General features: G+C 60.2%; 25 protein-coding genes. 12 read left to right on the top strand and 13 right to left on the bottom strand.

The window, feature by feature from the left end; all coding sequences use genetic code 11:
- Positions 1–330 precede the first annotated feature (330 nt).
- The 7 genes from ACM6IT_RS15535 to ACM6IT_RS15505 all read left to right on the top strand — a co-directional run bounded on the left by ACM6IT_RS15535 (position 331) and on the right by ACM6IT_RS15505 (position 5,484).
- Positions 331–759, top strand: coding sequence for a hypothetical protein (locus tag ACM6IT_RS15535; protein ID WP_223541720.1), 429 nt, complete (start codon positions 331–333; stop codon positions 757–759).
- Positions 760–931: 172 nt separating this feature from the next.
- Entirely contained in the window at positions 932–1,564 is a 633-nt protein-coding gene (locus ACM6IT_RS15530; protein ID WP_056725389.1) for a TetR family transcriptional regulator, read from the top strand.
- Positions 1,565–1,773: 209 nt separating this feature from the next.
- Positions 1,774–2,274 carry an urease accessory protein UreE gene (gene ureE, locus ACM6IT_RS15525; RefSeq protein ID WP_223541721.1) on the top strand — a complete coding sequence of 167 codons (501 nt, stop codon included), beginning with the start codon at positions 1,774–1,776 and terminating at the stop codon, positions 2,272–2,274.
- Entirely contained in the window at positions 2,271–2,945 is a 675-nt protein-coding gene (locus ACM6IT_RS15520; protein ID WP_414918281.1) for an urease accessory protein UreF, read from the top strand. The genes ureE and ACM6IT_RS15520 overlap by 4 nt, the downstream gene beginning before the upstream one ends.
- A 22-nt stretch (positions 2,946–2,967) precedes the next feature.
- Entirely contained in the window at positions 2,968–3,582 is a 615-nt protein-coding gene (ureG, locus tag ACM6IT_RS15515; RefSeq protein ID WP_046039876.1) for an urease accessory protein UreG, read from the top strand.
- Positions 3,583–3,611: 29 nt separating this feature from the next.
- Positions 3,612–4,184 carry a HupE/UreJ family protein gene (locus ACM6IT_RS15510; RefSeq protein WP_414914237.1) on the top strand — a complete coding sequence of 191 codons (573 nt, stop codon included), beginning with the start codon at positions 3,612–3,614 and terminating at the stop codon, positions 4,182–4,184.
- A 166-nt stretch (positions 4,185–4,350) separates the two neighbouring features.
- Positions 4,351–5,484 carry an AGE family epimerase/isomerase gene (locus tag ACM6IT_RS15505; RefSeq protein ID WP_414918280.1) on the top strand — a complete coding sequence of 378 codons (1,134 nt, stop codon included), beginning with the start codon at positions 4,351–4,353 and terminating at the stop codon, positions 5,482–5,484.
- A 23-nt stretch (positions 5,485–5,507) separates the two neighbouring features.
- Here ACM6IT_RS15505 and ACM6IT_RS15500 read toward each other — a convergent pair whose 3' ends face one another.
- From ACM6IT_RS15500 to ACM6IT_RS15455, 10 genes are all read right to left on the bottom strand, one after another.
- Positions 5,508–6,413, bottom strand: a complete 906-nt coding sequence (locus tag ACM6IT_RS15500) for a cation diffusion facilitator family transporter (RefSeq protein WP_056725411.1) — start codon at positions 6,411–6,413, stop codon at positions 5,508–5,510.
- Between the two features lie 142 nt (positions 6,414–6,555).
- The gene (locus ACM6IT_RS15495) at positions 6,556–7,317 is read right to left on the bottom strand and encodes an SDR family oxidoreductase (protein ID WP_056725413.1); all 762 of its coding nucleotides are present in this window, start codon (positions 7,315–7,317) and stop codon (positions 6,556–6,558) included.
- A 297-nt stretch (positions 7,318–7,614) separates the two neighbouring features.
- The gene (locus ACM6IT_RS15490; protein ID WP_056725415.1) at positions 7,615–7,863 is read right to left on the bottom strand and encodes a hypothetical protein; all 249 of its coding nucleotides are present in this window, start codon (positions 7,861–7,863) and stop codon (positions 7,615–7,617) included.
- A gap of 297 nt (positions 7,864–8,160) precedes the next feature.
- On the bottom strand, positions 8,161–8,877 hold the full coding sequence (locus ACM6IT_RS15485) for an ABC transporter ATP-binding protein (RefSeq protein ID WP_056725416.1): 717 nt from the start codon (positions 8,875–8,877) through the stop codon (positions 8,161–8,163).
- Positions 8,874–9,749 (bottom strand): ATP-binding cassette domain-containing protein, encoded by an 876-nt coding sequence (locus tag ACM6IT_RS15480; protein WP_056725418.1) that lies wholly within the window; start codon positions 9,747–9,749, stop codon positions 8,874–8,876. Before ACM6IT_RS15480 ends, ACM6IT_RS15485 begins: the two co-directional genes overlap by 4 nt.
- Positions 9,746–11,029 carry a high-affinity branched-chain amino acid ABC transporter permease LivM gene (gene livM / locus ACM6IT_RS15475; protein WP_056725420.1) on the bottom strand — a complete coding sequence of 428 codons (1,284 nt, stop codon included), beginning with the start codon at positions 11,027–11,029 and terminating at the stop codon, positions 9,746–9,748. The genes ACM6IT_RS15480 and livM overlap by 4 nt, the downstream gene beginning before the upstream one ends.
- Positions 11,030–11,032: 3 nt before the next feature.
- Entirely contained in the window at positions 11,033–11,947 is a 915-nt protein-coding gene (locus tag ACM6IT_RS15470; RefSeq protein WP_008048116.1) for an ABC transporter permease subunit, read from the bottom strand.
- A 247-nt stretch (positions 11,948–12,194) separates the two neighbouring features.
- The gene (locus ACM6IT_RS15465) at positions 12,195–13,328 is read right to left on the bottom strand and encodes an ABC transporter substrate-binding protein (protein ID WP_056725421.1); all 1,134 of its coding nucleotides are present in this window, start codon (positions 13,326–13,328) and stop codon (positions 12,195–12,197) included.
- A gap of 362 nt (positions 13,329–13,690) precedes the next feature.
- Complete coding sequence (locus ACM6IT_RS15460) at positions 13,691–14,974, bottom strand: NAD(P)/FAD-dependent oxidoreductase (RefSeq protein ID WP_414918279.1); 1,284 nt, start codon at positions 14,972–14,974, stop codon at positions 13,691–13,693.
- Positions 14,975–15,118: 144 nt separating this feature from the next.
- Positions 15,119–16,609, bottom strand: coding sequence for an aldehyde dehydrogenase family protein (locus tag ACM6IT_RS15455; RefSeq protein WP_056725425.1), 1,491 nt, complete (start codon positions 16,607–16,609; stop codon positions 15,119–15,121).
- A gap of 175 nt (positions 16,610–16,784) precedes the next feature.
- On the opposite strand from ACM6IT_RS15455, the gene ACM6IT_RS15450 reads away from it, so the two are divergent.
- The 3 genes from ACM6IT_RS15450 (at position 16,785) to nadE (ending at position 20,003) form a co-directional block, all read left to right on the top strand.
- Positions 16,785–17,696, top strand: a complete 912-nt coding sequence (locus ACM6IT_RS15450) for a LysR family transcriptional regulator (protein ID WP_414918278.1) — start codon at positions 16,785–16,787, stop codon at positions 17,694–17,696.
- Positions 17,697–17,944: 248 nt separating this feature from the next.
- A complete protein-coding gene (gene pncB, locus ACM6IT_RS15445; protein ID WP_414914232.1) occupies positions 17,945–19,171 on the top strand; it encodes a nicotinate phosphoribosyltransferase in 1,227 nt (408 codons plus the stop codon).
- A gap of 4 nt (positions 19,172–19,175) precedes the next feature.
- Complete coding sequence (gene nadE / locus ACM6IT_RS15440) at positions 19,176–20,003, top strand: ammonia-dependent NAD(+) synthetase (RefSeq protein WP_056725430.1); 828 nt, start codon at positions 19,176–19,178, stop codon at positions 20,001–20,003.
- Between the two features lie 150 nt (positions 20,004–20,153).
- Here the strand turns inward: nadE and azu are convergent, their stop codons facing one another.
- Positions 20,154–20,600: an azurin gene (gene azu / locus ACM6IT_RS15435; protein ID WP_056725433.1), complete on the bottom strand. Its 447-nt coding sequence runs from the start codon at positions 20,598–20,600 to the stop codon at positions 20,154–20,156.
- Between the two features lie 344 nt (positions 20,601–20,944).
- On the opposite strand from azu, the gene ACM6IT_RS15430 reads away from it, so the two are divergent.
- Complete coding sequence (locus tag ACM6IT_RS15430) at positions 20,945–21,532, top strand: TIGR00730 family Rossman fold protein (protein WP_414914231.1); 588 nt, start codon at positions 20,945–20,947, stop codon at positions 21,530–21,532.
- Positions 21,533–21,600: 68 nt separating this feature from the next.
- The gene (locus ACM6IT_RS15425) at positions 21,601–21,780 is read left to right on the top strand and encodes a hypothetical protein (RefSeq protein WP_414918277.1); all 180 of its coding nucleotides are present in this window, start codon (positions 21,601–21,603) and stop codon (positions 21,778–21,780) included.
- Positions 21,781–22,004: 224 nt separating this feature from the next.
- Here ACM6IT_RS15425 and ACM6IT_RS15420 read toward each other — a convergent pair whose 3' ends face one another.
- Together ACM6IT_RS15420 and ACM6IT_RS15415 are read right to left on the bottom strand one after the other, a co-directional pair.
- Complete coding sequence (locus ACM6IT_RS15420) at positions 22,005–22,895, bottom strand: transglutaminase family protein (RefSeq protein WP_223541723.1); 891 nt, start codon at positions 22,893–22,895, stop codon at positions 22,005–22,007.
- A complete protein-coding gene (locus ACM6IT_RS15415) occupies positions 22,895–25,381 on the bottom strand; it encodes a circularly permuted type 2 ATP-grasp protein (protein WP_414918276.1) in 2,487 nt (828 codons plus the stop codon). Before ACM6IT_RS15415 ends, ACM6IT_RS15420 begins: the two co-directional genes overlap by 1 nt.
- Positions 25,382–25,453 lie beyond the last annotated feature (72 nt).

Genomic DNA, 25,453 nt, shown 5'->3' with positions numbered 1-25,453 from the left:
AGCCGCAAACGGCTCGCCATGAGAGTTACGACTGATAAAAACCCGGCAGGTTTAATCGAAAGACCGATTTCGCTGAATTCACCCAGTCAAAAGCTGACCAATCAGTCATTCAGCGTTACCGCCCCCCGCACTACTGCCTGTCGAAGATGAGTCGAAAATACCCATTTCTGGGCAGGACAACTCGCCTGAAACGCCTGGTTTAGAGCCTTCGCAGCAAACAATCAATTCCATTGATTATTACCATTGCGTTTATGAACTTTCATATCGATTTATCGAGAGTAGCATTGCTCTCGTACCCAATTTTTCGCACCCCCGAGGAGCACAACGATCATGAAACGCCAATTACTGCTTAGCCTTACACTCTCGATGCTGGCCAGCACTGCCTTTGCCCTGCCAGCCGCTGACCAGGCCACCCCACAAGTGAAACAAGACCACTCGGCGTTCAGCCAGACCGTTGCCGCCGATGGCTCCGACCGTACTCCACAAGGCCAGACCCTTGCCGAAGGCGGCAATGATCGCCTGAAAGAAAAAGGCCTGATCACTCAGGATGGCTCGGACCGTACTCCTCAGGGCCAAACCCTGGCAGCCGATGGTACCGATCGTACCCCACAAGGCCAGACCCTTGCCGCTGATGGTTCGGATCGCACTCCACAAGGTCAGACTCTCGCTGCTGATGGCTCCGACCGTACTCCACAAGGTCAAACCCTCGCTGAAGGTGGTGGTGACCGTGTGATCGAACGCAACAGCGCCGTGAGCTAAGCCCCATGGCCGCCCTGAAAAAAAGCCCAATCCCCGGATTGGGCTTTTGCCTTTTCAGCGGTCCGCTTGATAGATGCGGCACTTCTCCCGCTTGATCCTCCACAGTCGTTCGACGCCGGCAAAGCCGATTTGCTAGAGTGCGCCGCGTCCCTGTCCAGAAAACGCCCTTGCGATGCTGCCCCGCGCCGAACAGAAACAACAAACCCGTAATGCCCTGATGGACGCTGCCAGGCGCCTGATGGATGGCGGCCGAGGATTCGGCAGCCTGAGCCTGCGCGAAGTCGCGAAAACCGCCGGGATCGTACCGACCGGTTTCTATCGGCATTTTGCCGATATGGATGAATTGGGCCTGGTGCTGGTCAGCGAAGTCGGCCAGACATTCCGCGAAACCATTCGCCTGGTACGACACAACGAATTCGTGATGGGCGGCATCATCGATGCCTCGGTGCGGATCTTTCTCGACGTAGTCAGCGCCAACCGATCGCAGTTCCTGTTTCTCGCACGCGAGCAATACGGCGGTTCGCTACCGGTGCGCCAGGCCATCGGCCGTTTGCGTGAAAACATCAGCTCGGACCTGGCGGCGGATTTGTCACTGATGCCGAAACTGCAGCATCTGGGCATCGCCGACCTCAGCGTCATGGCGGACCTGATCGTCAAGAGCGTGTTCGCTACTCTGCCAGACATCATCGACCCGCCAACCGAGGCCTTGCCCGAGCACCTGACGCCCCAGGCAAAAATCACCCAGCAGTTGCGATTCATCTTTATCGGCCTCAAGCATTGGCAAGGGCTTGGAAGTACTGAGTAACGCCCCTCGTTTCAGACTGCTCCAAAACCCACATTGAGCTTGATCGCTTCAACCTGGTGCAAAAATCAAAAACAACGCACCAACTTCAACCAAAAAACTAACCCCATCGTCGCGCACCCCACATCTCCGTCAGCCATTTCCTACGCATCATGTCGATTGGCAAGCCCCTTGCTCTAGCCTGAGCATTGTCCATTGCTGGAAGCCTTCCGATGCTGGTGATTCATCGCAGAATCGACCCTCAACCCGCCTGGGCTGCCGAACTGCACCTGACGTTCGAAGCCCGCAGCAAAAGCCGTTTGCGCTGTTTCAGTGCCGAAGGCGAAGACGTCGGGTTGTTTTTGGAGCGCGGCCAGCCGCCATTGCATGATGGCGAATGCCTGCAAGCCGAAGACGGGCGAATCGTGCGCGTTTGCGCCCGCCCCGAACAACTGCTGCACGTCACCTGCGCCAATGCCTTCGAATTGACCCGGGCGGCCTATCACCTGGGCAATCGCCATGTTGCCCTGCAGGTCGGCGACGGCTGGTTGCGCCTGCTCGACGATTACGTTCTCAAGGCCATGCTCGAACAACTCGGTGCCGTTGCCGTGAACATCGAGGCGCCGTTCCAGCCGGAACATGGCGCCTACGGCGGTGGTCATCATCATTCTCGCCACGGCGATGAAGACTTCAACTACGCGCCGAAACTGCACCAGTTCGGCGTACGCACATGAACCCGGCCTGGGCGCTGCTGCGCCTGGCCAGTCCACAACTGCCGATTGGCGGCTACAGCTACTCCCAAGGGCTGGAAATGGCTGTGGATAACGGCCGTGTTCACGACCCCGACAGTGCGCGACGCTGGATCAGCGATCAGTTGCTGCTGAATCTGGCGCGCTTCGAAGCGCCGCTGTTGCTCGCCCATTGCGTGGCCGCCAGCGAGGAAAACTGGGACGAGTTGCTGCAGAACTGTGAAGCGCATCGCGCCAGTCGCGAAACTCGCGAGCTGCATCAGGAGAGCCGGCAGATGGGCTACTCGTTGCAGCAATTGCTCAATGGCTTGCCGGAACTCGACGCGCCGGCCCGTGCCTTCCTCGATCAACGCAGCGAGCCGCATCTGGCCCTGGGTTGGGCCTTGGCCGCACGCGCCTGGCAGATCAGCCCGCAGGACGCCCTGGCCGCATGGCTCTGGAGCTGGCTGGAAAATCAGTTGGCCGTGCTGATGAAGACCCTGCCCCTGGGTCAGCAGGCCGCCCAACGCCTGACCAGCGAACTGTTGCCACTGCTTCAACAAGCGCAACAGAACGCCACCCGAATCGATCCCGATCACCACGGCAGCGCCGCTTTCGGCCTGTCCCTGGCGTGTATGGCACACGAGCGCCAGTACAGCCGTCTGTTCCGTTCCTAGGGCCCCTATTTTGGAGAATCACATGAACACACAACCCCTGCGCGTCGGCATCGGCGGTCCGGTCGGCTCCGGCAAAACCGCCCTGACCCTGGCCCTGTGCCTGGCCCTGCGCGAGCGTTACAACCTGGCCGTCGTGACCAACGACATCTACACCCGCGAAGACGCCGACTTTCTGGTGCGCAACGAAGCCCTGGCGCCGGAACGCATCATTGGCGTGGAAACCGGCGGCTGCCCGCACACGGCCATCCGCGAAGACGCCTCGATCAACCTCGAAGCCGTGGATCAGCTCAACCGACGTTTTCCGGGGCTGGACCTGATTCTCGTGGAGTCTGGGGGCGACAACCTCTCCGCGACCTTCAGCCCGGAACTGTCGGACCTGACCATCTACGTGATCGACGTCTCGGCCGGCGACAAGCTGCCGCGCAAGGGCGGGCCGGGAATCTGCAAATCCGACCTGCTGGTGATCAACAAGATCGACCTGGCGCCGCTGGTCGGTGCTTCGCTGGAGATGATGAACAGCGACACCCAGCGCATGCGCAACGGCAAGCCGTTCGTGTTCAGCAATCAGAAAACCGGTTTGGGCCTGGAAGAAATCATCGCCTTCATCGAACGCCAGGGTTTGCTGACCGCGGCCTGAGCAAGACTTATCAACAAGGAAGCTTATCCATGACACTCAAACGCATTCTCGGCGCCCTGGCCCTGCTGCTGGCCCCGACCCTCGCCTTCGCCCATCCGGGGCATGGCGACAACGGCTTGATCGCCGGCATCAGCCATCCGCTTGGCGGCCTCGATCACTTGCTGGCGATGCTCGCCGTCGGCCTGTGGGCGGCACAGCAGCAAGGTGCTGCGCGTTGGGCGCTGCCGTGCGCCTTTGTTGGCACTATGTTGATTGGCGGGCTGTTGGGTTTTGAAGGATTGAACCTGCCGGGACTGGAAGGCGCGATTGCCGCTTCCGTGTTGGCTTTGGGGTTGGCGGTTGCCTTGGCGGTGCGTCCACCGTTGGTGATGGCGGTGGGTGCGACTGCGTTGTTTGCGCTGTTCCATGGCGTGGCCCATGGTCTTGAGCTACCGGACATGTCGAGTCCCTGGACCTACGCCGCAGGTTTTGTCGCAGCGACGGCGGTGTTGCATGCGGCGGGTTATGCAGTCGTGCGGGTGTTGCCACAAGCAGCTGCGCCACTGGTTCGACTGGCAGGCGCGGCTTCGGCGGCGACCGGGGTGTGGTTGCTGGCGGGCTAACCCCCTCCCTGTAGGAGCTGCCGCAGGCTGCGATCTTTTGATCTTGCATTCAAAATCCACATCAAAAGATCGCAGCCTGCGGCAGCTCCTACGAGGATCGCATCCGTCGAGTCAGCCTCTCTGCTAACATGTCGCGCAATCGCCCCTGCCGTGACGACGCCAGCCAATGCCGCCTGTTTCCCGCTCCGCCTCTCAGCCCGAATTGACCGCCCTGTTCGCCTCGGTGCAACAGCACTTCCTGAACGTCATCGTGCCGCTCTGGCAAGGTCCGGGCTGGAACGCCGACATGGCGTTGCCCTACGAGGCGCTGGATGCCGAACACCAACCGCTGCCAGCGCAACGCTACCGAGCCATGGCCTGTGCGCGGCAGTTGTATCTGTTTGCCGGCCTGATCGGTCAGGTGCCGGGTGCCGAAGAGCGTGCCGCCGCGTTGTTCCGCTCGATGCAGCGGCACTTTCACGATGCCGAGCACGGAGGTTGGTTCTATAGCGTCGATGCACAAGGTGCGCCGCTGGATCAGCGCAAGGACCTCTACACCCACGCCTTCATCCTGTTCGCTTGCGCCCATTATTGGGACAAGGTCCGCGAGCCGCTGGTGGAGTCGGTGCTCAACGCCTCTCTGGAAGTGGTCGCGCAGCGTTTCGCCACGGACGACGGTCTGTACGAAGCCACGCTCGACCGCGACTGGTCGTCGCTGGACAGCGGCCCTTTGCAAAACCCGCTGATGCACCTGGCCGAAGCTTTCCTCGCCACCCTGTCGGTGCGCGAAGACCCCGACGTGAAACAGGCGCTCGTCGAGTTATGCACAGCCATGCACGCGCGCTTCATCGATCCGCAGCACGGCGTGTTGATGGAGAAGCCGCTGGGGACTGTGGATAACTGGTTTGAACCGGGGCACCAGTTCGAGTGGTATTTCCTGCTGGAATCCTCGGCGCTGTTGCGCAATTCGACGCTGCATGCCGATCTGCAACGGGCCTTCGCCTTTACCGAGCAAATGGGCGTCGATCAGCAAACTGGCGCAGTGCGGGCGATGCTCGACTTCGCAGCGGATAGCGGCGTCCTGGACGCCACGCAGCGTATCTGGGCCCAGGCCGAGTACCTGCGCGCATTGACGCTGCGCCCGGACAGCGAAGCGGCTGTACTGCGTCAATTGCGGGCATTGCAGCAGCGCTCGTTGCACGCAGGAGGCTGGTTTGAGTGCCGTGACGAGTACGGTGAAGTCAGCCGTCGCGACATGCCGTCGACCACGCCCTATCACCTGGCGACCTGTTATCGCGGGCTGGCGCAATATCTCGGCTGACTTTGTGACGAGGGGGCGTCCAATCACTCAATCCACTTGCGATCGCCGGTAAAGCTGATGGTCAGCCATCGCGCGGCATCCGGCTCGCCAAGCTTCGCGGAAATTTCCTCGCGCAAACTGTCCAGTTGCCCCACACCGTCGAGCCAGTAATCCTTCGGCAATACGATGTGAATCTCGATAAAACAGGCCCTGCCGTGTTTCTGCACGTAGGAAATGTAATCGTCGAAACCATGCTCGACCTTCGCCACCTCCATCACCTGACGCACCTTATCGTCCAGTTGATCCGGGACGATCCCCAGCACATCGCGCAAGGCCGGTCCGAGGATTTTGAACGCCGGGGGGAGCATGCCCAGGGCCAGCAGGATCAGGATCATCGGGTCGACATACACCGCCCACTTGTCATAACCCTGAGTCTTGAGCAGCAGCGCGATGAGAAAACTCACCAGCAGGCCCGCCGACAGCATCGCGTCCACCAGCCAACTGATGTTGTCGAACTGGATCAGCGATGAGTTGAGTGTGCGATTGCGTTGGCGGACGTAGAAAAAATAAATGAGCTCAACGACAGTGAAGAACGCCGCGTAGAAAATCACCAGCCCCAGTTCGACCTCGCGGCCACCACTGATGATGCCGAACACACCGTTGAGAAAGGCATAAACGGCGACCAGGAAAATAAAGCTGCCCTCGATCACCAGCACCATGGGCTCCAGGTGCCAGGATCCGAACTGGAAGCGCTGGTTGCTTTCCTTGGCGATCAGCCGGGCGGTAATCAGCATCAGGACCTTGATGAAGGCCGCGATCAACGAAAAGAAGCCATCGAACAGGATGGATTGGGCGCCCGAAACAAACCCGGTGATGATCCCGGCGAATGTCACGGCAAGCATCAGGAAGGTCGATTGTTTGAGCAGCGACTGCTCGCCTCGATTACTCACTTGATCTCCTCTAATACCTCTAGACCGCCGGGTGTGGCGGAGTTGTTGGGTGAGGAGTCTAGCTGATGTCTTGCACTGCCAGTTCCGCCCCCTTCGTCGGAGCGCCGCCCGGAGCAAGCCCGCGAAGGGCCGTTACGCGGTCTTAAGACTTACGCTCGATTGCAAACCCGGCCCAGGTCTGGCTGACCGGCATCAGTTCCAGGCTGTTGATGTTGATGTGCGCCGGGGCATTGAGCACCCAGAAGATGGTCTCGGCGATGTCCTGCGGCTGAATCGGCTCGGCACCGGCGTAAGTGGCGTTATAGCGCTCCTGGTCACCGGCAAAACGCACCAGCGAGAACTCGCTCTCGCACAGGCCTGGTTCGATGTTGCTGACCCGTACGCCCGTGCCTTGCAGGTCGCAGCGCAAGTTCACGGAGAACTGCTTGACGAAAGCCTTGGTCGCGCCATAAACGTGGCTGCCCGGGTACGGGTAGTTGCCGGCAATGGACCCCAGGTTGACGATACCGGCACCACGACCATGGGCAATCAGGCGCGGCAACAGCAGACGGGTGCTGTACATCAGGCCTTTGACGTTGGTATCGACCATGGTGTCCCAGTCGTCCAGGTCGCACTTGGGCGCCGGATCAACCCCCAGGGCCAGCCCGGCGTTGTTGATCAACCCGCGCAGTTTGGCAAAGGATGGCGGCAGATTGGCAATCGCCTCCTCCATGGCCTTGCGATCGCGCACATCAAGCACCAGGCCATGGACTTCGGTCTGCTTCGACAGCTCGGCGCACAGTGCATTGAGGCGCTCTTCACGACGGCCAGTCAGCACCAGTTTCCAGCCGGCCTCGGCAAAACGACGGGCACAGGCTTCACCAAAACCGGAGGTCGCGCCGGTAATAAACAGGGTGTTGGACATCGTGTTCTCCTTGCTTCGGCTGATCGCCAGCCATTGGAATAGAAAATCAGCAGGCAGCATGCCCGGCCTTGTTCACAGCGGCAACCACCGTTCAATCTGTTCAAAAAACGCTCAATCCCGGCAAACCCTTGACCAGCGCGGCCTACAGCCATGTGCGCGCACGTTATCCACAGGCCGGTCCACAGTCTTTGGGGGCAAGTGGAAAAGCTGCAAGCCGCTATCCACAAGGCTTTGCGCGGGGTTTTGAAACTTTTTCGCTTGACCCTCGACCGCCTGCTGTGTAGCCCTTGGCCATTTTCATGACTGATGGGTCAAACCGACGATGGCGCCAAGCCAGTAACCACGGCCTTCAGCCGAGTCTTTCCAGAGTTTAGTCACAGACTTATCCACAGGCTTGTCCACCCCGATTTCACGCTCTTGCGCCCTGAACAAAAAGGTTGACAAAGCGGCCTTCAAGCTGCGCAAAAACACTTGATCAAAAAACAACCACCCCTCTGCAAGCCACGGTTTAAAAGGCCTCCAGCCAGCTACTCCCACGTTATTCACAGCCGGTTCCACAGTAAACGGGGACAAGTCAAAACTGTGACAAAACAACTATTTGCAGCGGCTTTATGTCGCGGTTTACGAGCTTGGGAATATTGTTTTCCACAATTTTACTTTACGTCACATCGCCGCTCTTGTAGGAGCTGCCGAAGGCTGCGATCTTTTGATCTTGACCTTTCAAAACAAGATCAAAAGATCGCAGCCTCGTTTCACTCGACAGCTCCTACCACGGCCTTTACAGAGCGGGCATAAAAAACGCCCTGACACTGAGAGCGGCAGGGCGTTTTTTAACGCTGAGGATCAATGCCCGCCGAGATAGGCGTTACGCACATCCTCGTTGACCAACAACTCCTTGCCGGTGCCGGTCATGCGGATTTCGCCGTTGACCATCACATACGCCCGGTCCGACAACCGCAGGGCGTGGTTGGCGTTCTGCTCCACCAGGAAGATGGTCATACCGGTCTTGGCCAGTTCCCGTAGCGTTGCAAAGATCTGCTTCACCACGATCGGCGCCAGGCCCAGGCTCGGCTCATCGAGCAGCAACAACTTGGGCCGGCTCATCAGGGCCCGGGCGATGGCGAGCATTTGCTGCTCGCCGCCGGACATGGTCATCGCCCGCTGGGTACGCCGCTCTTCGAGCCTGGGGAACAGCTCGAACATGCGCTGCATGTCCTCCTTGGCATACTTGTCACCGATAGGGATGGTGCCCATCAGCAGGTTTTCCTCGACGGTCATGTCGGGGAACACCCGCCGCCCTTCCGGCGACTGCGCGATGCCGTTGGAGGCGATGTAGTGGGACGACTTGTGGGTAATGTCCACGCCCTGATAGAGGATCTGCCCGTCGGCTGCCCGTGGCTGGCCGAAGATCGACATCAGCAGAGTCGACTTGCCGGCGCCGTTGGAGCCGATCAGGCTGACGGTTTCCCCTTCGTTGATGTGCAGCGAGACGCCTTTAAGGGCCTGGATCGGCCCGTAGAACACGTCTAGTTCCTTGAGTTCGAGGATGGGTTGGCTCATAGCACCACTTCCTCTTCATCGGCGCCCAGGTAGGCCGCAATCACTTTCGGATCGTTACGAATCGCATCGGGTCCGCCCTCGGCGATGACGATGCCGTGGTCCAGCACCACGATATGATCGGAGATACTCATTACCATGCCCATGTCGTGTTCGATCAGCACCACCGTCAGATCATGCTCGTCGCGCAGCAGCCGGATCATCGCGCTCAGCGCTTCGGTTTCCTGAGGGTTGAGGCCGGCGGCCGGTTCGTCGAGGCAGATGATCTGCGGTCGGGTGCACATGGCACGGGCGATTTCCAGGCGGCGCTGCTGGCCGTAGGACAGTTCACCGGCCAGGCGGTTGGCACAGTCCACCAGGTCCACCACTTCCAGCCAGTAGAACGCGTGGTCCAGTGCATCGCTTTCGGCCTTGCGATAGCCCTTGGTGTTGAGGATGCCGGCCAGCATGTTGCGGTTGACCCACATGTGCTGGGCCACCAGCAGGTTTTCCAGAACGGACATTTCCTTGAACAGGCGAATGTTCTGGAAGGTCCGCGCCAGGCCAGCACGGTTCACCAGGTGGGTGCCGCCGAATGCCTTGTAGAACAGCCGACTGGCGAAGGATTTCGGCGAAACGAAATCCGTTGGTTTGAACGGCTCGCCCAGCAACTTGATGACGTTGGTCTGTTGCCCACGAATGTTGAGTTCGATCTTGCCGCCGGAAGCTTTGTAGAAACCGGTCAGGCAGTTGAACACCGTGGTCTTGCCGGCGCCGTTTGGGCCGATCAGGGCGAAGATCGAGTTGCGGTGCACTTTCAGGCTGACATCGCTCAACGCCTTGATGCCGCCGAAGTGCATCATCAGCTTTTCTACACTGAGTACGACTTCGCTCATGGCGCTACTCCTTTACGCGGGGTCACACCGGTACGGCTGATCCGAATCAGGCCGCGCGGTCGCCAGATCATCATCAACACCATCAGGATGCCGAACAGCAGCACTCGGTACTCGGCAAAGCCACGCAGCAGCTCAGGGGCGACGGTCAGCACGAAGGCGGCAATCACCACGCCTATGGTCGACCCCATGCCACCCAGTACCACGATGGCGAGGATCAGGGCCGATTCGAAGAAGGTGAACGAGGTCGGGTTGACGAAGCCCTGGTAGGTGGCGAAGAACACCCCGGCCAGACCGGCCGTCGAGGCACCAATGGTGAACGCCGAGAGCTTGACCAGCACGTGGTTCAGGCCCATGGAGCGGCAGGCGATTTCGTCTTCGCGCAGGGCTTCCCAGGCGCGGCCGACCGGCATGCGGGTCAGGCGATGCTTGATGTACAGCACGGCCAGCACCACCAGGAACAGCACCGCGTAGATGAAGTAGTACTTCACGTCCGGGTTGTAGGCGATGCCAAAGAACTCATGGAACGGCACGCCGCCATCCTTGGCCCGCTTGCCGAATTCCAGGCCGAAGAAGGTCGGCAGCGGTGCCGGCATGCCGTTCGGGCCGCCAGTCAGCGACAACCAGTTGTTGAGGATCAGGCGAATGATTTCGCCGAAGCCCAGGGTCACGATCGCCAGATAGTCACCGTGCAGGCGCAGCACCGGGAAGCCGAGAATGCAGCCTGCCAACCCCGCGGTAATCGCCGCCAGCGGCAACACCGTCCAGAAACCCAAACCAAGGTATTGATAACCGAGCGCCAGGCCGTAGGCACCGATGGCGTAGAACGCCACATAACCGAGGTCGAGCAGGCCGGCCAGGCCGACCACGATGTTCAGCCCCAGCCCCAGCAGCACGTAGATCAGCCCGAGGATGACCACGCCCAGCAGGTAGGAGTTGGAGAAAAACGGCAGCACCACGGCGATGACGATCATCAGCGGGATGATCCAGCGCAACCGCGACTTGTAGTCCGGCGCGAGCACATGCACCCCGGAGCCTGTCGTTTCAAAGCCTTCGAGGATTTTCAGGCCCTTGGATGTCTGCAGGAACATGCTCAGGGCAAAGCGGCCGGCCATGACGATCGCCACGATCCACGCCACCCGGGTGGTTTCCAGGTTGAAGCCATAGCCATCGAGAACGACGCCGACAATCGGCCCGAACACAATCAGGGCAATGAGGCCGGCAAGAATCGCGTCAACCAGACTTTTTTTGATATCAATGGTTTTTTTAGTGGTTGAAGACATCGCTTACACCTTCGACACAAGAGGACGGCCGAGCAGGCCTTGAGGCCGAAAGACCAGAACGAGGACCAGCAGCGAGAAGCTGAAAACGTCTTTGTAGTCCGAGTTCACCAGACCGGAAAACAGCGACTCGGAAATCCCGAGAATGATCCCGCCGAGCATCGCGCCGGGCAGTGAGCCAATCCCGCCGAGCACCGCGGCGGTGAACGCCTTGATCCCGATGATGAAGCCGGCATAGAAGTCGAATGTGCCGTAGTTCATGGTGATCAGCACACCGGCCAGGGCCGCCATCGCTGCACCAATGATGAACACGTAGGAAATCACCCGATCGGTGTTGATCCCCAGGATCGAAGCCATCTTGCGGTCTTGCTGGGTTGCACGGCACATGCGGCCGAGCTTGGTGTACTTGATGATGTAGGTCAGCGCGGCCATCCCGACGAACGCTGCGACCAGAATGAAGACCTTGGTGTAGGTCAACTGAACGAAACCGGTACCGATATCAACGCGCCAGGCACCCGAGAGCAGAGTCGGAACGCCTTGTTGCTTCGCGCCCTGGGAGATCTGTGCGTAGTTTTGCAGGATCAGGGAGATACCGATCGCACTGATCAGCGGTGCGAGTCGGGTAGAGTTACGCAGGGGTTTATAGGCGACGCGCTCGATGACCCAGCCATACACCGCCGTGACGACGATGGTGAAGATCAGTGTGCCAAGCATCAGCAGCGGGAAAGATTCGATACCGAAGTAAGCCAGCAGAGCCAGACTGATTGCCGCGAGGTAAGCGGAAATCATGTAAACCTCGCCGTGGGCGAAGTTGATCATGCCGATGATGCCATAGACCATTGTGTAGCCGATGGCGATCAGGCCATAGACCGACCCGAGGGTCAGGCCGTTGACCAGTTGCTGCAGGAAAATACCATCCATAACGCAATCTCACGCAATGAGAACCTGCACATGTGGCTGTGCGGTTCTTCTAAGGAAAATACAGATTTACGTCGGAGCAATGTCAGCCACGATCAGTCGACACACCCCCCTGTAGGAGTGAGCCTGCTCGCGATTGCGGTTTAACATTCAACGAATGTGTTGCCTGTCAGTCCGTCATCGTCGGAACGCCGCCCGGAGCAAGCTCGCTCCCACAGGAGAACTGTGGGTCAGTTGATCGAGTCAGCCCTTACTTCTGTTTTTCCAGCTGGTGGTATTTGCCATCCTTGTCCCACTGGTAAACCACGTAGTCGGAGATTTTCAGGTCGCCCTTGCTGTCCCAGGTCTTCTCGCCCATGACGGTCTTGACCGGGTTCTTCTTCAGCCATGCAGCCGCTTCTTCGCCCTTGTTGGACTTGGCGCCGTTGAAGGCTGCTGCCAGGGCCTGGACCGAAGCGTAGGCGTACAGGGTGTAGCCTTCAGGCTCGGTACCGGCCTTGCGGAAGGCATCTACCACGGTCTTGCTGTCTGGCAGCAGGCGTGGGTCGGCGCCAAAGGTCATCAGCACCCCGTCAACGAATTGCGGACCGCCAGCGGTGGTCACCAGTTCGTCGGTCACGATGCCGTCGTCGGACATGAACTTGACGTCTTTCAGACCCTGCTCACGCAGTTGACGCACCAGAGGACCGGCTTCCGGGTGCAGGCCACCGAAGTAGACGACGTCAGCGCCGGCGCCGCGAATCTTGGTCACGATGGTGCTGAAATCTTTCTCGCCACGGGTCAGGCCTTCATACAGCACAGGCGTTACGCCGCGCTTGACCAACTGAGCCTTGGTGGCATCCGCCAGGCCCTGGCCGTAGGTGTCCTTGTCGTGCAGCACGACCACTTTCTTGCCCTTGAGCACGTCGACGATGTAGTCGCCGGCCACGATGCCTTGCTGGTCGTCACGCCCGCACATACGGAACATGGCGCTCAGGCCGCGTTCGGTAACGGCGGGGTTGGTGGAGCCTGGAGTGATTGCGATGATGCCCGCTTCGTCGTAGATCTCGGAGGCCGGGATGGTCGACGAGGAGCAGAAGTGACCGACCACGCCGGCGACTTTCTGGTTGGTCAGGTCTTTGGCGACCGTCACAGCCTGTTTCGGTTCGCAGGCGTCATCGCCCTTGACCAGTACGATTTTTTCCCCGTTGACCCCGCCCGCCGCGTTGACCGCATCGGCCGCGGCCTGTGCACCCTTCATGTACTGTTCGCCAAATGCCGCGTTGGCGCCAGTCATGGGTCCCGCTACGCCGATCTTGATGTCAGCCTGAGCAAACGCAGAAACACCCAGCGCAGTTGCCACTGCGAGGGCCAGAAAACCTTTCTTGTAAAACGTCTGGGACATGAGGTGGTGCTCCATGGTTTTTTTAATTGGCACTGCGACTTCACTGAATGCTCAGAGCAAGGGCCGTGCCATCGGTTTTTTATTCTGAAAAAAGTCGCTGCTTTCTTGTTATTTCGACTGTTTCGATCCCATTTTCATTGGGCGTGCAACCGTCTAAACCGCTGAAGGTAGTACCATTATTTTTTTGAGGCGCAACCCGACTGCGCCATCATTGCAACCGCGGCTTTAAACGACGTGCAACCAGCCTGTAACAACGTGCGTCACCGAAGTGCACACTGCTGGTGCGAGACTGCTACAACCCGCACCACTACAGGCTAGCCGCAGATCGAAAAAGCGCCGCTCCCCACTGCAAAAAACAACCTTCAGATCACGATCCGCAGGCACTGGCCTGCGTGATACAGCGAGAATCCCGCCTCATACAGACAGCTGCGCAACCCTACCCCGGCCAATGGCTGCATGGGCGCGAAAGGAATCGGAAGCGCTTGAGGATTTCCGTTACACAGGTAATCGGCAAAGGCCTTGCCGACCACTGTTCCCGTGGTCACGCCCCGGCCGTTGTAACCGGTGACTGCCACTAAACCGGGCGCCGGTTCGAACAGGCGCATCAAATGATCGGGGGTAAAAGCGATGCAACCGGTCCAGGTGCACTCCCATTCCACCGGTTTCAGGTAAGGGAAGTAATGTTGCTGCACCCGGTCGGCCCAGGCCTTGAGGAACCAGGCCGGTTTCTGATTGCCATTACCCAGGCTGCCAAGCAGCAGGCGACCGTCCTTGTCTCGACGGATACTGCTGAGCACCTGTCGGGTGTCCCAGGAACCCTGTCCTCCGGGCAGAATTTGCCGGGCGGCCTCTTCGGTCAGCGGGGCCGAGGCCACCTGATAGTAATAACCGGGGAAGAAATTGCGCCGCAGTTCCGTCCAGTCGCCCTCGGTGTAGGCATTGGAGGCAATCACCACTTTCTCGGCCATGACCGAGCCTTGGGCGGTTTGCACAGACCAGCGTTGGCCCTGACGCTCGAGTCGGGTGACCGGGGAATGATCGAATAATTGACCGCCCAGGCCGATGGCCGCCTTGGCCAGCCCCGTGGTGTAGGCCATCGGGTTGAGCGTGCCGGCGCGGCGATCGAGCAGCGCGGCGGCGATCTTTTTCGTGCCGGTGGCTTGTTCGCAGGCGTGGCCGGTGAGCAATTCCACCGGCGCACCGCGTCGTTTCCATTGTTCTTCACGACTGCGCAAGTCGGCTTCGCCACGGGCGTTGTGCGCCATGTGCAGCGTGCCTTCGCGGCGCAACTGGCAATCGATGTTGTACTTGTCCACAAGGCTGAACACCAGGGAAGGCGCCGCCCCCAGCATGCGGTTGAGCTGGCTGCCGACCGCCTCGCCAAACCCGGCTTCGATCTCGTCCGGGGGAATCCACATCCCGGCATTGACCAGCCCGACGTTGCGCCCCGAACCACCATGGCCGGCACGATGGGCCTCCAGCACACAAACGGACTTGCCCTGCTCCAGCAGATGCACCGCCGCCGACAAACCGGTAAATCCGGCGCCGATGACGCAGACATCTACCGAAACCTCACCCTTGAGGGGCGAATTGTCCGGCCTTTGCGGCGTCAGTTTTTCCCACAGACACTCTTCGCGTAACGGCATTGCCAGACTCCAACAGAAACCTAACCCACCTCGTTGTCGCCGCCAAAAGATCGCAGCCTGCGGCAGCTCCTACAAAATCGCAGCCAGCCACAGTCCCGTAGGAGCTGCCGAAGGCTGCGATCTTTCCAGCTTCACAATCAATACTTAATCGAAGGTGATGCCCTGCGCCAACGGCAACTCCAGCGAGTAGTTCACGGTGTTGGTCTGGCGGCGCATGTAGCCGCGCCATGCATCGGAGCCGGACTCACGACCGCCGCCGGTTTCTTTCTCGCCACCGAACGCGCCGCCGATTTCCGCGCCGCTCGGGCCGATGTTGACGTTGGCGATGCCGCAGTCACTGCCCACCGCCGACATGAACTGCTCGGCTTCACGCACGTCGGTGGTGAAGATGCACGAGGACAGGCCTTGTGGCACGGCGTTGTTCAGGCGCAGGGCTTCCTGGAAGTCGCTGTAACCGACCACGTACAGGATCGGGGCGAAGGTTTCGTGGCACACCACATCGCTCTGCTCGGGCATTTCGACGATGGCCGGTGAAACGTAGTAGGCATTCGGGAACTTGTCTTGCAGCTGACGCTCACCGCCAAACACCCGGCCGCCTTCGCTCAAGGCCTGCTCCAGCGCATCCTGCATGTTGTCGAAACTTTGCTTGTCGATCAGCGGGCCGATCAGGTTTCCTTCCAGCGGATGGCCGATACGCACTTTCGAGTACGCCGCTTTCAGGCGGGTGACGATTTCCTCTTTCACCGACTCATGGGCGATCAGGCGACGCAGGGTGGTGCAGCGCTGACCGGCGGTGCCGACGGCGCTGAACAGGATCGCGCGAACGGCCATGTCCAGGTCGGCGCTTGGACCGAGGATCATTGCGTTGTTGCCGCCCAGTTCCAGGATGCTGCGGGCGAAACGTGCGGCGATTTTCGGTGCCACTTCACGGCCCATGCGGGTGCTGCCGGTGGCGCTGACCAGCGCGACACGCGGATCATCGACCAGGGCTTCGCCGGCATCGCGACCGCCAATGATCACTTGGCTCAGGTACGGTGGGGCATCGCTGAAGTTCTTCAGCACGCGATCGAACAGCGCCTGGCAAGCCAGTGCGGTCAGCGGGGTCTTTTCCGACGGTTTCCAGATCACCGGGTTGCCGCAGACCAGCGCCAGCGTGGCGTTCCAGGCCCATACTGCGACCGGGAAGTTGAATGCACTGATCACCCCGACAACGCCCAGCGGATGCCAGGTTTCGCGCATGTGGTGGCCAGGACGCTCGGAGGCGATGGTCAAACCGTACAACTGGCGTGACAGGCCGACGGCGAAGTCGCAGATGTCGATCATTTCCTGAACTTCACCCAGGCCTTCCTGGGTGATCTTGCCGGCTTCCCAGGACACCAGCTCGCCGAGGTCGGCCTTGTATTCGCGCAGGATGTCACCCAGTTGCCGTACCAGCTCGCCACGGCGCGGCGCCGGGACCTTGCGCCACAGTTCGAACGCATGATCTGCGCGACTGATGTGCTGCTCGACTTCAGCAGCGCCCTCCCAGTTCACGGCGGCAATCGTGCTGCCATCGATCGGCGAATGCACCGGCACTTTGCCGTTCTGGTACAGGGCCGGGTTCACACCTAGACGATCAAGCAATGCGGCAACCATGGGTCACTCCTCAAGCAAAAGACAGAACACGTGCAGCCGGAAATTCACGGCTGATCAGACCTGTAGTTTTAGCTGCCCGGAGGTTACTCAACAAACGACCATTAAGAGAGATATCATTCCGTTTATTCATGCTGTGCATTGCTGGCAATAAAGAGACAAGAACCAAGGACCGCCCATGCTGAATAAACGCTACTTGCCATCGATCGCTGCGTTGCAGTGCTTCGAGGCCGTCACCCGGCATTTGAGCTTCACCCGGGCCGCCGAAGAGTTGAACCTGACCCAGAGCGCCGTGAGCAAACAGGTCGCACAACTCGAAGAGCTGTTGCAGCACCTGCTGTTTCGCCGGGTGCGCCGACGTCTGCAGATGACGCCGGCTGGCGACCTGTACCTTGTTGAGGTGCGAAAAATCCTCACGCAGGTCGAGATGTCGACCCATTACCTGCGTTCCTACGGCGGCGAGACTGAAGTCCTGCGCGTCTCGACACCGCCGACCTTCGGCGCACGCTGGCTGGTGCCGCGCCTGAAAGGCTGGCGCCTGCGGCATCCGTCGATCCACCTGGACCTGTGCAGCGAACAGGAAGCCGACGACTTGCTGCAAGGTCGCAGCGACCTGGCGTTCTATTTCGGCCAGGGTTCGCGGCCGGGTTCCGAATGCCTGAAGCTGTTCGGCGAAGAGCTGGTGCCGGTGTGCGCCCCGGGCAGCCTGCCGGACACACCGTTTACCGATCCGACGCAACTGACGGACCTGGTCCTGCTGCAAAACGCTTCCCGCCCCCAGGCCTGGCATGACTGGTTCGACCATCAGGGCTACCACACCGAGCACAGCTACCACGGCCCGCGCTTCGAAACCTTTTATATGTGCATCCGCGCCGCCCAGGTCGGTTGCGGCGTAGCGTTGTTGCCGCGTTTTCTGGTGGAGGAAGAACTGGCTGACGGCAAGCTGGTCATTCCCTGGCAGCATGCAATGCCCAGCACCGACGCCTATTACCTTGCATACCCGGAGCACTCGGCGGAAGTGCCCAAGGTGCGGGACTTTGTGAAGTGGATGCTGGAGCAGATTGATAGCCCGGATGTGGTGCAGCACTAACGTCTTGCACTTTCCCTGTGGCGAGGGGGCTTGCCCCCGTTGGGTTGCGCAGCAGCCCCAAAATTTGCAACTTCGTAGCTGGAGCTATTGCGACTGCTGCGCAGCCGAACGGGGGCAAGCCCCCTCGCCACAAAAGCTCACACCTGCAGGGATCTGCTGCGGTCTAAAAAATTGCTGGCAATCCCTGCCGCTGATATGCGCCACTAGCGCCACCGATCAATACCGCTGCAACGCTGGAGATTCCCGTTATGAGCGAGAGTGTGTTTGCCGATCGCATCGTGCAGAACCTGCTCGACACCGACTTCTACAAACTGACGATGATGCAGGCGGTGCTGCACAACTATCCGAACGTCGAAGTCGAATGGGAGTTTCGGTGCCGTAACGGCGAGGACTTGCGCCCGTATCTGGCGGAAATCCGCTTCCAGATCGAGCGCCTGTCCGAACTGAGCCTGAGCGCCGACCAATTGAGCTTTCTGGAGCGCATCAGCTTCCTGAAGCCGGACTTCCTGCGTTTTCTCGGTTTGTTTCGCTTCAACCTGCGCTACATCCACACCGGCATCGAAAACGGTGAGCTGTTTATCCGCCTGCGTGGCCCCTGGCTGCATGTGATCCTGTTCGAAGTGCCGCTGCTGGCCCTGGTCAGCGAGGTGCGCAACCGCTATCGCTACCGCGAAGTCGTGCTGGAGCAGGCCCGCGAGCAGCTCTACCGCAAGTTCGACTGGCTGAGTGCCAACGCCAGCAGTGATGAATTGTCGGAATTGCAGGTGGCCGATTTCGGCACCCGCCGTCGCTTCTCGTATCGGGTGCAGGAAGAAGTGGTGAACGTGCTCAAGCACGATTTCCCCGGACGCTTCGTCGGCACCAGCAATGTGCACCTGTCCCGGGAACTGGACATGAAACCCTTGGGCACCATGGCCCACGAATGGATCATGGCGCACCAACAACTCGGCCCGCGGCTGATCGACAGCCAGATCGCCGCCCTCGATTGCTGGGTCCGCGAATACCGTGGCCTGCTGGGGATTGCCCTGACCGACTGCATCACCATGGATGCCTTCCTCGGCGATTTCGATCTGTTTTTCGCCAAGCTTTTCGACGGTTTGCGCCACGATTCAGGCGATCCGGTGGTCTGGGCGGAAAAAGCCATCGCCCACTATCACAAGCTCGGCATCGACCCGATGAGCAAGACGCTGACCTTCTCCGACAGCCTGACATTGCCCAAGTGCCTGGAAATATTCCGGGCGCTGCGCGGTCGGATCAATGTCAGCTTCGGCATCGGCACCAACCTGACCTGTGATATTGCGGGTGTCGAACCGATGAGCATCGTGCTTAAAATGGCCGCCTGCAACGGCCAGCCGGTGGCGAAGATCTCCGACGAGCCAGGCAAGACGCACTGCAAAGACCCGAATTTCGTCGCTTACTTGCGACACGTTTTCCAGGTTCCTGCCACCCTTTCAAGTACATCAAGCAAGGAGTGAATTCATGCAAGCCGTACAGCGTGAGATTGCTGAACAGCTCAAGGTCCAGCCGCCATTCGCCGACGAAGCCGCCCTTGAGGCCGAAGTCGCCCGGCGGGTGACCTTCATTCAGGACTGCCTGGTCAACTCCGGGCTCAAGACCCTGGTACTGGGCATCAGTGGTGGTGTCGACTCCCTGACCGCTGGCCTGCTGGCCCAAAGGGCCGTCCGTGAACTGCGCCAGCGCAGCGGTGATGCCGCCTACAAGTTCATCGCCGTGCGCCTGCCCTACGAAACCCAGTTCGATGAGCACGACGCCCAGGCTTCGGTGGATTTCATCAAGCCGGACGAGCGCCACACCGTGAACATCGGCGCGGCGGTTAAATCCCTGGCCAATGAAGTGGCGGCCTTCGAAGGCAAACATGCGGTGTCGGTGGACTTCGTGCTCGGCAACACCAAGGCGCGCATGCGCATGGTCGCCCAGTACACCATCGCCGGCGCGGCCCATGGCCTGGTGATCGGCACCGATCACGCGGCGGAAGCGGTGATGGGTTTCTTCACCAAGTTCGGTGACGGCGCCTGCGATCTGGCGCCACTGAGTGGCCTGGTGAAAAACCAGGTCCGCGCCATCGCCCGCAGCTTCGGCGCGCCGGAGTCGCTAGTGGAGAAAGTCCCGACCGCCGACCTTGAAGACCTGTCGCCGGGCAAACCGGACGAAGCCTCCCACGGCGTGACCTACACCGAGATCGACGCCTTCCTGCACGGCGAACCGGTGCGTGAAGAGGCGTTCAAGATCATTGTTGATACGTACAACAAGACCCATCACAAGCGGGTGATGCCGTTTGCGCCGTAACGCCTGCGCGCAGGAGCGTGTAGGAGCTGTCGAGTAAAACGAGGCTGCGATCTTTTGATGTTCAAGATCAAAAGATCGCAGCCTGCGGCAGCTCCTACAAGTGCAAAAAAAGCGTCCACTAAGGACGCTTTTTTTATGACTGCGATTCGATTACTTCAGGGTAACCGTACCTTTCATCATCGAGATGTGGCCCGGGAACGAGCAGAAGAAACCGTACTTTTGAGCCGCATCCAGCTTGGACACATCGAAGGTCACCGAGTCTGTCTCGCCAGCGCCGATGACCTTGGTGTGGGCAATCACGCGGGCGTCGCCTTCCTTCAGGTAGTTCTTGTCGATGCCGGCGCTCAGGCCGTCGGTGGCGATCGGCTGCATGTCGGCTTCTTTACTCAGCACCCAGTTATGGCCCATGACGTTCTTCGGCAAGCTGCCGGAGTGCTTGAGTTCCACGGTAAACGTCTTGCAGCTCTTGTCGATTTCAATGGCCTTCGTGTCGAAAGACATCTGGTCGGTGGAGTCGACAGTGACTTTGCACTCTGCAGCCATCAATTGGCTGCTAGCCAGTGTCAACAGGGATACCGCAACAAGTTTGGCAAACATGGTGAATCTCCAAGGCAGGGTTAACGAAATCGCGAATAAACAGAAGACTGCCTGAAAACCTCGCAAGTTCATATGACTTGAATCAAAAATTGTATACAACTTTCGCGCTATGACACCGATGCGAAATATCTACCGGCCAAGCGTCTGGCCCGGGCCTATCATCAGACCGTCCCCCTTCAAATGGAACGTCTGTCATGTCAATCAACAGTCTGTTGTGCAGTTTGCTCGCCGCCTATGCCTGCGGCGCCAGCGGTACGTACGAAACTTCGGAACAACAAGTCTAGCCCTTGGAGTGCCGTGCGCCTGCCTTTACTCTGTGGCCCTGATCGACCATGGAGCAAGGCATGTCTTTAACATCCGTTTGTGTATTTTGTGGTGCCAGCACCGGCACCAACCCGGCTTACCGCGAAGCAGCCGTGGCCCTTGGCCGGGCGTTGGCCGAGCGCAAGCTGACCCTGGTGTATGGCGGTGGCGCCGTGGGCCTGATGGGCATCGTCGCCGATGCGGCCCTGGCGGCCGGTGGTGAAGTGATCGGCATCATCCCGCAAAGCCTCAAGGACAAGGAAATCGGCCACAGCGGCCTGACTCGCCTGGAAGTCGTCGATGGCATGCACGCGCGCAAGGCCCGGATGGCCGAGCTAAGCGATGCCTTTATCGCGCTGCCCGGTGGCCTTGGCACCCTCGAAGAACTGTTCGAAGTCTGGACCTGGGGCCAGCTCGGCTACCACGGAAAACCGCTGGGTTTGCTGGAAGTGAACGGTTTCTACAGCAAATTGACGTCTTTTCTTGATCACATCGTCGGCGAAGGCTTCGTTCGCGGGCAGCACCGTGACATGCTGCAAGTGAGCGAATCGCCGCAAACCCTGCTCGATGCTCTGGATGCCTGGCAACCGTCCGTAGCGCCAAAATGGGCCGAGCAAAAACCCAGCTAACGGCTCGGCACCGATACAGGGCAGAATATGCGCCGCTCAACCTCACCTTCGACCCCAGAGGATCGCCCATGGCTAAACCTAATTATTCCTTCGCCAAACGTCAGAGAGACTTGGCCAAGGAGCAGAAGAAAGAGGAAAAGCTTCAGCGCAAGAAAGCTACAGCTGAAGAAGCGGCACTGCACCCTGAGGGTGAAGTGGCGGCAGAAGACGATGTTGACGCACCGAAAGACTCGGCGCCTGACGCCTGAGAACCTCCGGGCCCGATAACCTGATCAGGCCCACCGGATCTGTGTCCAGGGTTGGCAGCTTTGCTGTCGACCCTCACAGGCCAGTCTGAAATACCCCTTTCCAGAAACCACTGCACATCCCCTGTGGGAGCGGGCTTGCTCGCGAAAGCGCAGTGTCAGGCAACATCCTTGTTGAATATGAAATTGCTTTCGCGAGCAAGCCCGCTCCCACATTTTGACCTGCGTTAATCCAGTGGCATCACGGTCACACGCACTTCCGGATCATGGTTGCCCCCACCCAGAATCACCCCCCGCAACGGCGACACATCGGAAAAATCCCGGCCCCAGGCCAGGGTGATGTGCTCCAGTGCCGGTTGCACATTGTTGGTCGGATCGAAATCCACCCACCCCAGCACCGGACAAAACACCGAGACCCAGGCGTGGGACGCATCGGCGCCGATAAGCCGAGGCTGGCCCGGGGGTGGCTGAGTCAGCAAGTAGCCGCTGATGTAGCGCGCCGCCAACCCTCTGGAACGTACGCAAGCGAGCATCAGGTGGGCAAAGTCCTGACAGACCCCGCGCCGACGCTCCAGCACCTCCACCAGCGGCGTCGCCACCTGGGTCGCCTCGGCATCGAAGGTGAACTCGCTGAAGATTTTCTCCATCAGCGCCTGCACGCCGAGCAATAACGCTCGACCGGGCGGAAAACAGCTTTGCGAGAACTCGACGAAGTTTTTCTTCAAATGCACATACGGCGATTCAAACCGGTATCGGCAGGCTTCGAGTAGCTCGGGCGACAGCGGCTGGCTGCTGTAGGTCAGCGCGCTACGGGTCTGTTCCCACGCGGGTGACCGATTGAAGTCCAACGCAGGCCGGGGCAGCACTTCAATGGTCAGGCTGGCGTTGACCAGCAATTCATCATGAGGACGCTCGAACGCCAGCCGGGTCAGCGGATTACCGAACACATCCAGTTCATCCCGACGCGAGGTCGGCTCGGGGCTGATCTGCAATTGCCGGTCGGTGCAGCGCTGCCAGGCACAAGGCCGCGGCCACAAATGCGCCAGTTGCTGGGCCAGGGACACCGGGCTGTCGTAGTGGTAATGGGTGTCGTGGAAAATCTGGTAATGAGCACTCATCAGACGGACACCGTGCGTTGGCTGACATCATCGACATGGGCGAAATGCCGCAGCGCCAGGCGATCGGAAACCTGCCCGCTGGCGTCGGCGATCTCTTGCAGCAGCGCGGCCAGCCCCTCGATGGCGGCGCGAACACTGGCGTCGCCGAACAGCGGGTTTTCCAGGCAGCCCAGATCGAATCGCGCCAGACGCTCGACCAATTGTGGCAACGCGGCTTCACGCGGCACGCCAAAGTCATCGTTGAGACGCTTGAGGGTGCGGGTCACCAGTTTCAACTGGAACAACACGGCATGAGGGTTCTGCTCGTCGAGCAAAAGCAGGTCGAGCACCGGGATCAACTGTGCCACCGCCAGGTATCGAGAACGGTAGGTGATGCTGCTGTTGCCCAGTTCCAGCAGCCATTCCAGCCCGGCCTGGTCAAAAGCCCCGGCGCCCCGAAGGAAGGCCGCCAGGCTGCCGCTGAGAAATTGCAGGCGCTCGATCCGTCGGCCAATCATCAGGAAACGCCAGCCTTCGTCCCGGGTCATGTCGTCCAGTGCAAAGCCGGACAGCGCCGCCAGGGACATCACCAGACGGTTGAGGAAATCCAGCAGCTCGCCGAAATCCGGCTCTTCGGTTTCCAGCTCCATGGCTTCGCGCTGCAACTCCACCAGCGCCTGCCAGTTTTCCCGCGAGAGCTTGCCGCGCACCTGCGAAGCAGCCCACTGCAAGCGCTGAAGGTTGGAACGCAGGCTGAACGGCCAGTCATCACCGAGCAACGCCGCCAACAGGCGCTCCTGCAACTCGCCCTCCTCGGGCAGCAATATCAGCCGTTCGCCGAGGTCTACAGCGGCCTGCAGGGCTTGCGGGTCGTCGCCGTCGACATAGCGCGCCAGCATGATGCGCAGCAAACGGGCACTGTCGTCACAACGCTCGCAGTAACGACCGAACCAGAACAGGTTTTCCACGACTCGCGACGGCAGGTACGGATCGCGCCGCACCAGATCGTGAACGCCGATGTTGCGCTGGGCCTTCCATTGTTCGCCGCTGGGCGCACGTTCGCCCAACACCCAGGTGTCCTTGCTGGCGCCGCCGCGCTGCATCGACACCACTTCGGCATCGGCTTGGGCGGCGACCCGGGTCAAGCCACCGGGCAATACCCGATATCCCACGCGACTGGCCACCGCATACACGCGCATGCCGATGGCGCGGGGTTGCAATTGACCGTCTTCGGCTTGCCAGATCGGCGCTTGGGACAACTGCGCGAGTTCTTGCGCCACATAGGCGTAGGGCCGAGCCTGCATGCGCTCGGCGAGTTCCTGGCGCTGTTTTTCACTCAAATCCCGGCCAAATACCGGAGCAAAGCTCTGGGACGGAAACGCCGGCTTGATCAGCAGTTCCGGCAGTTTCTCCAGGGCCTGGGCCAGAACCGGCGCTTCGCCACACCACCAGGTGGCGATGGACGGCAGGACCAGTTCTTCGCCAAACAGGAATTGATTGATCTTCGGCAGGAAGCCCAACAAACCGGGCGACTCCAGCACTCCGCTGCCGAGGGCGTTGGCCACCAGCACCCGCCCCTGCCGCACGGCTTCCAGCAGGCCCGGCACGCCGAGGGCTGAGTCGGTACGCAGTTCCAGCGGGTCGCAGAAATCGTCATCAAGCCGACGCATGATCGCGTGAACCCGACGCAGGCCACTCAGTGTTTTCAAGTAGACCGTGGCGTCGCGCACCGTCAGGTCGCCGCCCTCCACCAGTGGATAACCGAGCTGGCGAGCCAGATACAAATGTTCAAAATAGCTTTCGTTGAAACGCCCCGGTGTCAGCAGTACCACCAACGGCGCGTCCCCGTCACTCGGGGCCTGACGGGCAAGGGTTTCCTGCAAGGTGCGGAAGAACCCGGCCAGGTGCTGCACTTTCAAATCGCGGTACAACTCGGGAAAGGCCCGGGACACAATCGTGCGGTTTTCCAGCGCATACCCGGCTCCCGAAGGCGCCTGGGTACGATCCGCCGTCACCCACCAGCGGCCATCGGGTGTGCGCGCCAGATCCACGGCATACAGATGCAGAAAGGCCCCGTCGGGCGGGCTGATACCCTGGCAGGGCCAAAGGAAGTTGTTGTGACCGAACACCAGCTCGGCGGGCAGCAGACCTTCGGCAATCAGCCGTTGCGGACCGTAAAGGTCAGCCAGCACGGCATTGAGCAAGCGCGCCCGCTGAGCGATGCCCGCCGACAACTGTTGCCACTCATCAGCCGCGATGACATGGGGCAGCAGGTCCAGCTCCCACGGCCGGTCCGCGCCCTTGGGATCGGCATAGACGTTATAGGTAACGCCGTTTTCCTGAATCTGCCGGGTCAGCAGGGCCTGACGCTGCACCAGCTGCGCCGGCGTGCTACGTTGCAACTGCTCGAACAGCCGGCACCAGTGCGGGCGCACGGCGCCACTGTCGTCGAGCAGTTCGTGATAGGTGCCCGCCGTCAGCGGGTAGCGGTCTAGCAGGTCAGGCATGGAAAGCTCGGCAGACAGCAATGAACGGTCAGACTAACGCAGGCTCGTGACGCCCGGATATACGAAAAATCC

This window comes from Pseudomonas sp. IT-P4 (assembly GCF_949767755.1).
Taxonomy (GTDB): Bacteria; Pseudomonadota; Gammaproteobacteria; order Pseudomonadales; family Pseudomonadaceae; genus Aquipseudomonas; species Aquipseudomonas monachiensis.
This window is presented reverse-complemented; position numbering and strand designations above follow the sequence as displayed.